Origin of the sequence: Chthonobacter albigriseus, from assembly GCF_013839445.1 — a bacterium.
Taxonomy (GTDB): domain Bacteria; phylum Pseudomonadota; class Alphaproteobacteria; order Rhizobiales; family Pleomorphomonadaceae; genus Chthonobacter; species Chthonobacter albigriseus.
The window spans coordinates 1,397,177-1,409,803 of sequence record NZ_JACDIT010000001.1; the positions used below are offsets into that span (position 1 = coordinate 1,397,177).

Here is a 12,627-nt window from a genome sequence, read left to right on the forward strand (position 1 = left end):
CTCGGCATTTTCCGCACCGCCCCCTCGCGCGCTACAAGGAGGCCGCCGACGCGCCGATCGGACGCGAGCGAGCAGAGGACGGAAAGAATGCACGACGCGCCCCTGGCCAAGTACAGCCTTCAGCGGCAGGACGTCCTGAAGGAGGCGCGCATCGAGGAGGCCGCAGCTGCAGCCGCGACTCGCGGCAACCCCGAGCTCGGCGATTTCCTGCGCGTCTTCTTCGCCCGAGGCGCCGCCGAGGACCTGGCCGCCTCCACGAGCGGCGAACTGCTCGCCCTCGCCGAGACGGCAATGGCCGACCTCGCCCGCCGTACCGTCGGCCGCCACCGCGTCAGCGTCTACGATCCCGACCAGCCGGTGGCCGGCGAAGCCCACCGGTCCGTCACGGTCATCGAAATCCTCAACGACAACATGCCCTTCCTGGTCGACTCGGTGATGCACGAGTTGACCGAGGCCGGCGTCGACGTCCGCCTTCTGGTCCATCCCATCCTCAGCGTCACCCGCGATGCCGATGGCGCCCTCACCGGCTTCGCCGAGCCGGACGCGCCGGGCTCGATCCGCGAGAGCCTGATCCACGTCCACGTCGCCCGCCTGCCGGACGCCGGCCAGCGCAACGACCTCGGCGCCCGGCTGGAGCGGGTGCTGAACGATGTCCGCAACGCCGTGTCGGACTGGCCGGCGATGCGCGCGCGCCTGACCGAGATCATCAGCGACTACCGCGACAACCCGCCGCCGCTGCCCGTCGACGCGCTGGCCGAGGCGATCGAGTTCCTGTCCTGGCTGGCCGAGGACAACTTCACCTTTCTCGGTCTGCGCGACTACGACGTCACCATGGCGAACGGCGACGCCGACCGCATTGCCTTGAAGCCGGAAAGCGGCCTCGGCCTCCTCGCCGACCCGGACGTCCGCGTCCTTCGCCGTGGCAAGGAACTCGTCCAGGTCACGCCGGAGATCCGCGAGTTCATGATGCGGCCCGAGCCGCTGATCGTCGCCAAGGCCAACGTCAAGAGCCGCGTCCACCGCCGCGCCTACATGGACTACGTGGGCATCAAGCGCTACGACCCCGACGGCCGTCTCGTCGGCGAGGTCCGGCTCGTCGGCCTCTTCACGGCCTCCGCCTACACCCGCTCGACCAAGGCCATCCCCTACCTTCGCCACAAGGTGGACCGGGTGATGACCCGCGCCGGCTTCGATCCGGAAAGCCACTCCGGAAAGACGCTCCTCAACGTGCTGGAGAGCTACCCGCGCGACGATCTCTTCCAGATCGACTTCGAAACGCTCTACGACTTCGCCATCGCCATCCTGGAGCTGGACGAGCGCCCGCGCATCCGCGTTCTGGCCCGCCGCGACAAGTTCGACCGCTTCGTCTCCGTGCTGGTCTTCGTGCCGCGCGACCGTTTCTCCACGGAGGTTCGCCTGCGCATCGGCGACTACCTGCGCACCGTCTTCGAGGGACGAGTCTCGGCCTTCTACCCGTCCTTCCCCGAAGGCAGCCTGACCCGCATCCACTTCATCATCGGCCGCGACGAGGGCGCCACCCCCGACCCCTCGCGCGCCGAGCTCGAAGCGGCGGTCACCGCAATCGTCCGCACCTGGGGCGACGCCTTTCAGGAGGTCGCCCGTGCGCGGCTGCCGCTGGAGAAGGCTCGGGCGACGGCGACGCGCTGGGCGGCGATCTTCTCGCCGGCCTATCGCGACAGCTACGCGCCCGACGAGGCCCTCGACGACACCGGCCCGATCGACCGGCTGTCCACCGAACGCCCCACGGTGATCGCCTTCCGCGTGCCCAAGGATGCCACGGCGCCTGGCGAGATCGCGTTGAAGCTCTACCACCGAGGCGGCGCGGTGCCGCTCTCCGAGCGCGTGCCGGTGCTGGAGGCCATGGGCTTTCGCGTCATCGAGGAGCAGTCCTTCGACCTGATCGTCGACGGCCAGTTGGTTTCGCTGCACGACATGCGGCTGCTCAGGGCCGACGGCGGAGCCATCGACCTCGCCGCATCCGGCGAAGCCCTTCGCGCCCTCTTCATGGCCGTGTGGCTCGGCGAGGCCGAGAGCGACCGGCTCAACGCGCTGCTCGTCAAGGGCGGCCTGGCGTGGCGCGAGATCGCGCTTTTGCGCGGCCTGTCCCGCTATCTCCAGCAGGCCCGCATTCCCTACGAGCAGGGCTACGTCGCCGACACGCTCAACCGCAATCCGGATGTCGCGACCGCGATCGTCGCGCTTTTCACGGCCCGCTTCGACCCGACGCTCCACGGCGACCGCGCGCTTGCCGAAGCCCGAGCCGCCAACGAGATCGAGCAGGCGCTCGAAGCCGTCACCAGCCTTGACGACGACGTCATCCTGCGGCGCTTCACCAATCTGGTGCAGGCCGCGGTCCGCACCACCTTCTTCCAGCTGGGGCCGGACGGACGGCCGCGCCCGGTGATCGCCTTCAAGTTCGACCCGCACAGGGTGGAAGGTCTGCCCGAGCCGCGGCCCTTCGCCGAGATCTGGGTCTACTCGCCCCGCGTGGAGGGCGTCCACCTGCGCTTCGGGAAGGTCGCCCGCGGCGGGCTCAGGTGGTCCGACCGCCCGCAGGATTTCCGCACCGAGGTGCTAGGCCTGGTCAAGGCCCAGCAGGTCAAGAACGCCGTGATCGTCCCCGTCGGCGCCAAGGGCGGCTTCTTTCCCAAGAAGCTGCCGGCCGGCGGCAGCCGCGACGCCGTGTTCCAGGAGGGCACCGAGGCCTACAAGCTCTTCGTCTCCACGCTCCTCGATCTCACCGACGACATCGACGGCGAGCGCATCGTGCCGCCGGCGGCGACGGTCCGCCACGACGCCGACGATCCCTATCTCGTGGTTGCCGCCGACAAGGGCACCGCGACCTTCTCCGACACCGCGAACGGCCTTGCCGACGCCCGCCGTTTCTGGCTTTCCGACGCCTTCGCCTCCGGCGGCTCGGTCGGCTACGACCACAAGAAGATGGGCATCACCGCCCGCGGCGCATGGGAGGCCGTGAAGCGGCATTTCCGCGAGCAGGACATCGACATCCAGGCGACGCCCTTCACCGTGGCCGGCGTCGGCGACATGTCCGGCGACGTGTTCGGCAACGGCATGCTGCTGTCCCGCAAGATCCGGCTGGTGGCCGCCTTCGATCACCGCGACATCTTCATCGACCCCACACCCGACGAGGAAGTCTCCTTCGCAGAGCGCGAGCGGCTGTTCGCCCTGCCCCGGTCCAGCTGGCAGGACTACGACGCGGCGAAGATCTCCGCCGGCGGCGGCGTCTTCTCGCGTCAGGCCAAGGCGATCACCCTGTCGCCCGAGGCGCAGGCCCTGCTCCAGCTGCCGAAGGCACGCGCCACCCCGCACGAGGTGATGACGGCCATCCTGAAGGCTCCCGTGGACCTGCTCTGGTTCGGCGGCATCGGTACCTACGTCCGCGGCCCCGACGAGACCGACGCCGAGGTCGGCGATCGCGCCAACGACGCCATCCGCGTGGTGGCGACCGACATCCACGCCAAGGTCATCGGCGAAGGCGCAAACCTTGGCATGACGCAGAAGGCGCGCATCGCCTACGGCCTGAAGGGCGGCCGCTGCAACTCCGACGCCGTCGACAACTCAGCCGGCGTGAACTCCTCCGACGTGGAGGTCAACATCAAGATCGCGCTCGGCCGGCCCGTCCGCGAAGGGCGCCTGGCGATCGCCGACCGGAACACCCTGCTCGCCGCGATGACGCCCGAGGTCGCGCGCCTGGTCCTCGCCAACAACTACCGCCAGTCCCTCTGCGTCTCGCTGGCCGAGCGCCGCGGCCTCGGCGACCTCGGCTACCAGCGTCGGCTCATGCAGTGGCTGGAAGGCCGCCGCCGTCTCGACCGCGTGGTGGAGACCTTGCCCGACGACGCCGCCCTCGCCCGGCGCGAGAAGGCCGCTCAGCCGCTGACCCGCTCGGAGATCGGCGTGCTCATGGCCTACGCCAAGATCGTGCTCTATGACGACCTGCTGGAAAGCACGCTGCCGGACGACGCCGCCCTCGAGGCCGACCTGCTCGCCTACTTCCCGGCGGAGATGCAGGCGTCCTTCCCGGACGACATCCGCGCCCATCGCCTGCGCCGCGAGATCATCGCGACAGTGCTCGCCAACGCCGTCGTCAACCGCGGTGGGCCGACCTTCCCGATCCGCATCGCCGACCAGACCGGCGTTTCCATGGCCGAGGTGGTGCGCGGCTTCCTGATGGCGAGCGAGAGCTTCGGTCTCGCCGACCTGGAGGCCGCGATCGACGAGCTCGACAACCGTGTATCCGGCGCCGTGCAGCTCGAACTCTACGCCCGGGTGCAGGACGTTCTGACCGCCGCCACGCTCTGGTTCGTGCGCAACGCCGACATCGCCGGCGACATCCCGTCGACCGCCGCCCGTTACCGGGAAGGGATCGCCCGCTTCAGATCCTGGTCCGGCGCCGAAGGCGGGGCGGACGCCGTTGCCGCCGAGCGCGAGCGGCTGGAGAAGGCCGGCGTGCCCGCCTCCCTGGCCGCGGAGTGCGCCTGGCTGCGGCGGCTGCTCGACGCCCTCGACGTCATCGAGATCGCCGGGATCGCTCGCCAGCCGATCGAGATCGCCGCTGCCGCCGCGGAAGGCATCGCCGGGCTGTTCAGGATCGCCACCATCGACAATCTCGCCCGCCAGTTGACCCCCGCCGACTACTACGAGGGTCTCGCGCTCGACCGCGCCCGCCGCGCCCTGGCCGAGGCCCACCGGGCGATGGCCGCCGGCGTCGCGGAACGCACCGCCCGCGGAGACGGCCTGGACGCCTGGCACGCCGCCCGTCGCGAGGAGGTCGACCGCACCGTCGCCACCATCGAAAGCCTGCTCTCCGGCACGCCCACCGTGGCCCGCTTCACGGTTGCGGCGGGTCTGCTGCAGGATCTCGCCAAGAGCTAGCCGCTGAGCCCGACCAGACGGCGGATGTCCTCCGCCGTCGCACCCTCCGCCCGCAGCGCGCGCAGGCTCGTCGAGGCGACCGACTTCGACAGCTTGCGCCCGTCCGGCCCGAGGATCAGCCGGTGGTGCCGGTAGACCGGCGCAGGCAGGTCCAGCAGCGATTGAAGCAGCCGGTGGACGGCTGTGGCGTGGAAGAGATCGCGCCCCCGGATCACGTGGCTGACACCCTGCGCCGCGTCGTCCACGACCACGGCGAGATGGTAGCTTGCCGGGGCATCCTTCCGGAAGAGGACGACATCGCCCCACGCGGCCGGATCGCCCCGCACCAGTCCCGTCTCGCCCGCCGGCCCCTCGCCCTCCTCCGTCCAGGAGAGCGGCCCGGTCCGCTCCACCGCCGCGTCCATCCGAAGCCGGATGGCATGCGGTTCGCCCGCCGCGATTCGCGTCGCTGCGGTTTCGACCGGAAGGTCCCGATCAAGGCCCGGATAGATCGGCGCACCGTCCGGATCGCGCGGCCAAGCCCGCCCGTCCTCGGCTTCCCGCGACGCCACCGCCGCCCGGATTTCCGCCCGGCTGGCGAAGGCCGGATAGGTGAGCCCCATGCCGGCCAACCGGTCGAGCGCCGCGCGATAGTCCGCCAGATGCTCCGACTGCCTTCGCACCGGTCGCTCGTAGTCGATTCCCAGCCAGTCGAGATCGTCGAGGATCCGCTGCACGAAGGCCGGCCGGGCCCGGTCCAGGTCGATATCCTCGATCCGCACCAGCATCCGTCCGCCGGCCGTACGGGCCGCTTCGGCATTGAGCATGGCGGACAGCGCATGACCGAGGTGGAGATCGCCGTTGGGCGAAGGCGCGAAGCGGAAGACCGGGCGGGACATGCCCGCCATTCAACGGCATGCCCGCGTCGAAGACAAACGCCGGGCTCCGGCTTTCCAAGGTCCAGGAAATCCGCTCGCCTCGGCCCGGGTGCTGGACGCCCCGCGGCCTGTCAGGCAAGGTCTGAGCCATGCGCCTCCTTCTATCCCCCGCCGACATCGACGAAGGCCTGGACGCCCTGGTCGCCGCCGATCCGCGCCTGGCTCTGATCCGGCAGACCTGCGGCGGCACGGTCGAGATCCGCTACCGCGCCCCCGGCTTCGAGGGCGTCGCCCGAATCGTTGTCGCCCAGATGCTGTCCGTAGCCAGCGCCAACGCCATCTGGACCAAGCTGGAGCGGGAACTCGGAACCGTCACCCCGCAGACCTTTCTGGCCGCGGACGAGCCCACGCTGCGCCGGGCCGGCCTGTCCGGCGGCAAGATCCGCACCCTGACCGCGGTGGCCGAAGCCTCCATCGACGGCCTCGACCTTGCCGGCCTCGCCACGGCTCCCGCCGACGAGGCGGTCGCCGCCTTGACTGCCCTGCCCGGCATCGGCCGCTGGACGGCGGAGATCTTCCTGCTCTTCTGCGCCCGCCACGCGGACGTCTTCCCCGCAGGCGACCTCGCCCTCCAGGTGGCCGCGGCCGAAGGCCTCGGGCTCCCGGAGCGGCCGAGCGAAAAGGCGCTGCGAGCGATGGCCGAGGACTGGGCGCCGTGGCGGGGCGTTGCAGCCAAGCTCTTCTGGGCCTACCACAAGGCCTGCCGGGAAGGCCGCAACGCCGTCCCGGTCTGACAGATCCCGACTGCCCGGAGCCTGCCGCTCATGACGCTCATCGACGGACCCCGCCTCGCGCCCGCCTCCGGGGCCGCGCCCGATGCCCTGGTGGTCTTCCTGCACGGCTACGGAGCCGACGGCAACGACCTGATCGACATCGGCCGCAGCTTCGCGCCCCATCTGCCGAGCGTCGCCTTCGTGAGCCCCCACGCGCCGGACCCCTGCGGCATGTCGCCGATGGGCCGCGAGTGGTTCCCGATCAGCTTTCGCGACCCGACGGAATACTGGCGCGGCGTCCAGTACGCGGCCCCGGCGCTCGACGCGTTCCTGGATGCGGAGCGCAACCGCCTGCAGATCACCGACGACCGGATCGTGCTCGTCGGGTTCAGCCAGGGCACCATGATGGCGCTCCACGTCGGCCTGCGCCGGGCCACTGCGCCGGGCGCTATCGTTGGCTACTCCGGCATGCTGGCCGGCCCCGAGCATCTGGGCGAGGCGATCGCCCGTCCGCCTGTCACCCTCATCCACGGCGACCGCGACGACGTGATCCCGGTGCAGATGATGTTCCAGGCGGCCAACGTCCTGGCCGAGAAGAGCATCCCGGTGGAGTTCCACGTCTGTCCGGGCACCGCCCACGGCATCGACCAGCGCGGCCTGATGCTCGGCCTCACGGCGATTCGCACCGCGCTTGGCCTGCGCTGAGCCGTTGCCAGCCAGTCCGACCGACCCATATCCGACGCAAGCCTCGCCAAGGACCCCCGATGTTGACCGTCTTCCAGTTTCTCGTACCCGTCGCGGTCGCCGCGGTGGCCGTCGTCCTCCTCATGGGACTGCGCAACATGGCCCGCGGTGGCGACGCCAACCTGTCGCAGAAACTGATGCGCTGGCGTATCGGCCTCCAGTTCATCGCCGTTCTCATCATCATGGTGACGCTCTGGCTGTTGGGCCGCTGATCCGTCCCCGCACAGCGGCAGATGCGGCTTCTCTGCAACGCCGAGCGAATTCATCAACCAACCCGCCGTATCGCAATTGTGGAGCGTGACCTGACGCGACACTTTGCATGAAAGGGGCGATTCGCTGGAGATCGGGGACATGTCCGTGGGGATCCGCGCTGGGGCCGGCGCGTTGATGATGGCTCTCGTGCTCACGCCGGCTTCGGCCGCCGATCTACTCTCCCCGGAAGCGATCGCGCCGGATGCGGGAACGACGGCTGGCGGCTTCCGCTTGTTCGACGAGGTGCGCGCCTCCGTCCTCGGCCATGACGCCTTCGGCAACGACACCGGCGTGGGCATCGGCGGCGAACTGCTGACGTCCAACATTCCGATCAACAGCGGCAACATGCTCGTGGACGCGATCTTCGGACCGCGGATCCACTTCGGTGGCGTCGCGGCGGTCGATGCCGAGCCGAACTACGTCTACACCGGCTTCACCTGGACCGTGCCGCTCGGCGACACCTTCTTCGTCGAGGGCGCGCTCGGCGTCTCCCTCAACGACGGCGGCGAGGATGGCCCGGTCCGCTGCGACTGGAGCTTCCGCGAATCGGCCGCCATCGGCATGGCGCTCGACGCCAACTGGCGCATCCTCGCCGGTGTGGAGCACCTGTCGCATGCAGGCCTCTGCGGCGATTCGAACCCGGGCATCACCAGCGTCAGCGCCACGGTCGGCTATCGCTTCTGATCCGGGCCGTGGCATTGTGCCGTCCTCGCGTGACGAACCGGGCTATCCGTTCTAGATACAGCCCGGACATCGGACACGAGGTTGACACGAGGCTGCGATGGTCGTTCTCAACAGGATCTACACCCGCACCGGCGACGGCGGCACCACCGCCCTTTCCACCGGAGAGCGCCGTCCGAAGTTCGACCTGCGCGTCGCAAGCTACGGCACGGTGGACGAGACCAATGCGGCGGTCGGTCTGGTCCGCCTCCACACCGGCGCCTTGCCGGACGTCGACGCGATGCTCGCCCGCATCCAGAACGACCTATTCGACTTAGGCGCCGACCTAGCCACCCCTGAGACCGGCGAGCCGCTCGCCTGGACGCCGATCCGCATCTCCGCCGCGCAGGTGACGCGCCTGGAGACCGAGATCGACCTTCTCAACAAGGACCTGTCGCCGCTCCGTTCCTTCGTGCTGCCGGGCGGTTCGCCCGCCGCCGCCTTCCTGCATCAGGCCCGCACCGTGTGCCGACGCGCCGAGCGGCTCGTGGTGGAGCTTTCCATGACCGAGGGAGAGCCGGTCAGCGCCGATGCGGTGAAGTATCTCAACCGCCTGTCCGATTTCTTCTTCGTGGCGAGCCGCTGGGTGAACGACAAGGGCGCCACGGACGTCCTCTGGGTACCCGGCCAGAACCGCTGACGCCGGGCGGCGAGGGGGCCATCGGCATGTTCGTTCCGCTCTACGACCACAACCCGCTGGAACACATCCCGCGACCCTACGTGAACTGGACGATCATCCTCCTCACGTCCTTGATCTGGCTGGTGTTTCAATCCGACTTCGTGGTCCCTGCCTACAACGCTTCCATCCTCGGCCTGGGCCTGTCGCCGGTCTACCTCTTCGATGGCCTGCCGCCCCCGCCGGATATGTCCCTGGTGCCGGAATGGGCGACGCTGGTCACCTACGCCCTCGTCCACGGCGATCTCTGGCATCTCCTCGGCAACATGATCTTCCTGTGGGTCTTCGGCGACAACGTCGAGGACGCGCTCGGCCATGTCCGTTATGCCGCCTTCTACGCGCTCACCGCCGCGGCAGGAGGCCTCGCCCACGCCTGGATGCTCGCCGACAGCGACATGCCGCTGGTCGGCGCCTCCGGAGCGGTGGCCGGCGTCATTGGCGCCTACCTCATCCTTCATCCGCGCACCAAGCTGTGGATCCTTGTGCTCGGGCGCATTCCGCTGCGCCTGACCGCGCGCTGGCCGTTGCTCGCCTGGGTCGCCATCCAGTTCGGCTCGATTCTCCTCCAGGAGGAGGGTGAGACCGCATGGTGGGCCCATGTCGGCGGCCTGGCCGCAGGCATCATCCTGGTCTTCGTGATGCGCCGGCCGGGCGTCGCCCTGTTCGATCGCGACCTGCCCGTCGGGGGGTGAGGGCCGGATGCCGCAACGTCGGAAGCTTGACGCGAACGTCAACCACGTTAGTGATGCGACCACCGTCTCCGTTGACAGGCGAAAGGCTCCGACACTAGGGTCCGAACCCTGTTGCGCTGCAATATAGAAGAAGACACCGGTCGTGGAGAACCGGGGTCGGGAGGTCTGAGAGATGAAGATCCTCGTGCCCGTGAAGCGGGTGGTCGACTACAACGTGAAGATCCGCGTGAAGCCGGACGGCTCGGGCGTCGATCTCGCCAACGTCAAGATGTCGATGAACCCTTTCGACGAAATCGCCGTCGAGGAGGCGCTGCGCCTGAAGGAAGCCGGCAAGGCGACGGAGGTCGTCGCCGTCTCGATCGGGCCTGCGCAGGCTCAGGAGACGCTGCGCACCGCCCTTGCCATGGGCGCCGACCGCGGCATCCTGGTCCAGGTGGACGGCACCGTGGAGCCGCTCGCCGTCGCCAAGATCCTGAAGGGCATCGTCGCCGAGGAGGCCCCCGGCCTCGTGGTCCTCGGCAAGCAGGCGATCGATGACGACTGCAACCAGACCGGCCAGATGCTCGCTGCACTCTTGGGCTGGCCGCAGGGCACCTTCGCCTCCAAGGTTGCGCTCGCCGAGGGCACCGTCGACGTCACCCGTGAGGTGGACGGTGGCCTGCAGACGGTGTCGTTGAAGCTTCCGGCGATCGTCACCACCGATCTGCGCCTCAACGAGCCGCGCTACGCTTCGCTGCCCAACATCATGAAGGCGAAGAAAAAGCCGCTCGACGTCAAGTCGCCGGCCGACTACGGCGTCGACGTCACGCCCCGCCTCACGGTCGTGAAGACGGCCGAGCCGAAGGGCCGCACCGCGGGCGTCAAGGTCGCCTCGGTGGCCGACCTCGTCATGAAGCTGAAGACCGAAGCCGGCGTGCTCTGAAGGAGTTCAAACCCATGACCACTCTCCTCATCGCCGAGCACGACAACGCCTCCGTCAAGGACGCCACCAACAAGGCGCTGACCGCCGCCGCCGCCATCGGCGGCGAGATCCACGTGCTCGTCGCCGGATCGAACGCGGCTGCGGCCGCCGCCGAGGCCGCCAAGCTCGATGGCGTCGCCAAGGTGCTCCACGTCGACGCGCCCGCGCTGGAGCACGGCCTCGCCGAGCCGCTCGCGGCCGTCATCGTGGCGCTCGCCGGGCCCTACGATGCGATCGTCGCGCCCTCCACCTCCTCCGGCAAGAACGTGCTGCCCCGCGTCGCCGCCCTCCTCGACGTGATGCAGATCTCCGACATCACCGCCGTGGTGGCGCCCGATACCTTCGAGCGGCCGATCTACGCCGGCAACGCCATCCAGACGGTGAAGTCGGGCGATGCCAAGAAGGTCATCACCGTCCGCACCGCCTCGTTCAAGTCTGCAGGCGCATCCGGCTCGGCCCCAGTGGAGACCGTCTCCGCCGCCGCCGATCCCGCGCTCTCCACCTTCGTCGGCGAAGCGCTCTCCGAAAGCGACCGTCCCGAGCTCACCTCCGCCAAGATCATCGTCTCCGGCGGACGCGCGCTCGGCTCGGCCGAGAAGTTCAAGGACGTGGTGATCCCGCTCGCTGACAAGCTCGGCGCTGCCGTCGGCGCATCCCGCGCGGCGGTCGACGCGGGCTATGCCCCTAACGACTGGCAGGTCGGCCAGACCGGCAAGGTCGTCGCGCCCGACCTCTATGTCGCGCTCGGCATCTCCGGAGCGATCCAGCACCTGGCCGGCATGAAGGATTCCAAGGTGATCGTCGCCATCAACAAGGACGAGGAGGCGCCGATCTTCCAGGTCGCCGACTACGGCCTCGTCGGCGACATTTTCGAGATCGTACCCGAACTTACGAAAGCCCTGTAGCTGACGGCGGGCCGCCGGTGGTCTATGCTGCCGGCGGCTGGCAACGGATCAGTCGCGTGGGCCAACATTTCCGAGGATAGGATGGTCGAGATCAAGTCGGTCGGCGTGATCGGTGCCGGGCAGATGGGGAGCGGGATTGCGCACGTCTGCGCCATCGCCGGCTTCACCGTCGGGATACATGACGTGTCCATGGAGCGGATCGAAGCGGGTCTTGCGACCATCCACGGCAACCTCGCCCGGCAGGTCGCCGGCAAGAAGATCAGCGAGGAGGTGCGCACCGCCGCCCTCGACAGGATCAAGCCTGTGCTCTCGGTCGAAGGCTTCGCCGACCACGACCTCGTCATCGAGGCCGCCACCGAGAACGAGACGGTCAAACGCAAGATCCTGTCGGCGCTCTGCCCCGTGCTGAAGCCCGAGGCGATGGTCGGCACCAACACCTCCTCGATCTCGATCACCCGCCTCGCCGCCTCCACCGACCGGCCGGAGCGCTTCATCGGCATCCACTTCATGAACCCGGTGCCGGTGATGCAGCTCGTCGAGCTGGTCCGCGGCATCGCCACCGAGGATGAGACCTTCGACGCCGCCAAGGTGTTCGTCGCCAAGCTCGGCAAGACCATCGCTGTCAGCGAGGACTTTCCGGCCTTCATGGTCAATCGCATCCTGCTGCCGATGATCAACGAGGCGATCTACACGCTCTACGAGGGCGTCGGCACCGTCGATGCCATCGACACCGCGATGCGGCTCGGCGCCAACCACCCGATGGGACCGCTCCAACTCGCCGATTTCATCGGCCTCGACACCTGCCTCTCCATCATGCAGGTGCTCTATGAGGGGCTCGCCGACAGCAAGTACCGCCCCTGCCCGCTGCTGGTGAAATACGTCGAGGCTGGCTGGCTCGGCCGCAAGACCCAGCGCGGCTTCTACGACTATCGCGGCGAGAACCCCGTCCCGACGCGGTGAGGCAGCTGGCTGTCGGTAGTTGGATTGCGACGTTGGGCAGTGGGCGAAGGTGACGCCTGCTCGCTCGCGGCATAGCCATCGAATATCTCCTCATCGACCGTCATGGTCCGCGCAGGCGGACCACCCACGACTTTGTGAGCGCCGCGCCGCTACGCGTCCCGCAGATGCAC

Annotated in this window: 11 protein-coding genes; 10 read left to right on the forward strand and 1 reads right to left on the reverse strand. The window is 68.9% G+C overall.

What is annotated here, in order from left to right; translation table 11 throughout:
* Window positions 1–87: 87 nt before the first annotated feature.
* Entirely contained in the window at window positions 88–4,917 is a 4,830-nt protein-coding gene (locus HZ321_RS06280; RefSeq protein WP_181701255.1) for an NAD-glutamate dehydrogenase, read from the forward strand.
* Here HZ321_RS06280 and gluQRS read toward each other — a convergent pair.
* A complete protein-coding gene (gene gluQRS, locus HZ321_RS06285) occupies window positions 4,914–5,795 on the reverse strand; it encodes a tRNA glutamyl-Q(34) synthetase GluQRS (protein ID WP_181701257.1) in 882 nt (293 codons plus the stop codon). The two genes, HZ321_RS06280 and gluQRS, sit on opposite strands and share 4 nt — an antisense overlap.
* A gap of 128 nt (window positions 5,796–5,923) precedes the next feature.
* On the opposite strand from gluQRS, the gene HZ321_RS06290 reads away from it, so the two are divergent.
* The 9 genes from HZ321_RS06290 to HZ321_RS06330 all read left to right on the forward strand — a co-directional run bounded on the left by HZ321_RS06290 (window position 5,924) and on the right by HZ321_RS06330 (window position 12,457).
* Window positions 5,924–6,568: a DNA-3-methyladenine glycosylase family protein gene (locus HZ321_RS06290; RefSeq protein ID WP_181701259.1), complete on the forward strand. Its 645-nt coding sequence runs from the start codon at window positions 5,924–5,926 to the stop codon at window positions 6,566–6,568.
* 30 nt (window positions 6,569–6,598) lie between these two features.
* Window positions 6,599–7,252 carry an alpha/beta hydrolase gene (locus HZ321_RS06295; protein ID WP_181701261.1) on the forward strand — a complete coding sequence of 218 codons (654 nt, stop codon included), beginning with the start codon at window positions 6,599–6,601 and terminating at the stop codon, window positions 7,250–7,252.
* Window positions 7,253–7,311: 59 nt separating this feature from the next.
* Window positions 7,312–7,503, forward strand: coding sequence for a twin transmembrane helix small protein (locus tag HZ321_RS06300; protein ID WP_181701263.1), 192 nt, complete (start codon window positions 7,312–7,314; stop codon window positions 7,501–7,503).
* 139 nt (window positions 7,504–7,642) lie between these two features.
* Entirely contained in the window at window positions 7,643–8,227 is a 585-nt protein-coding gene (locus HZ321_RS06305) for an acyloxyacyl hydrolase (RefSeq protein ID WP_181701265.1), read from the forward strand.
* A gap of 97 nt (window positions 8,228–8,324) precedes the next feature.
* Window positions 8,325–8,903: a cob(I)yrinic acid a,c-diamide adenosyltransferase gene (locus tag HZ321_RS06310; RefSeq protein ID WP_181701267.1), complete on the forward strand. Its 579-nt coding sequence runs from the start codon at window positions 8,325–8,327 to the stop codon at window positions 8,901–8,903.
* 26 nt (window positions 8,904–8,929) lie between these two features.
* The gene (locus HZ321_RS06315; RefSeq protein ID WP_181701269.1) at window positions 8,930–9,631 is read left to right on the forward strand and encodes a rhomboid family intramembrane serine protease; all 702 of its coding nucleotides are present in this window, start codon (window positions 8,930–8,932) and stop codon (window positions 9,629–9,631) included.
* A gap of 172 nt (window positions 9,632–9,803) precedes the next feature.
* The gene (locus HZ321_RS06320; RefSeq protein WP_181701271.1) at window positions 9,804–10,553 is read left to right on the forward strand and encodes an electron transfer flavoprotein subunit beta/FixA family protein; all 750 of its coding nucleotides are present in this window, start codon (window positions 9,804–9,806) and stop codon (window positions 10,551–10,553) included.
* A gap of 14 nt (window positions 10,554–10,567) precedes the next feature.
* Window positions 10,568–11,497: an electron transfer flavoprotein subunit alpha/FixB family protein gene (locus HZ321_RS06325; protein ID WP_181701273.1), complete on the forward strand. Its 930-nt coding sequence runs from the start codon at window positions 10,568–10,570 to the stop codon at window positions 11,495–11,497.
* Between the two features lie 81 nt (window positions 11,498–11,578).
* On the forward strand, window positions 11,579–12,457 hold the full coding sequence (locus tag HZ321_RS06330) for a 3-hydroxybutyryl-CoA dehydrogenase (protein ID WP_181701275.1): 879 nt from the start codon (window positions 11,579–11,581) through the stop codon (window positions 12,455–12,457).
* Window positions 12,458–12,627 lie beyond the last annotated feature (170 nt).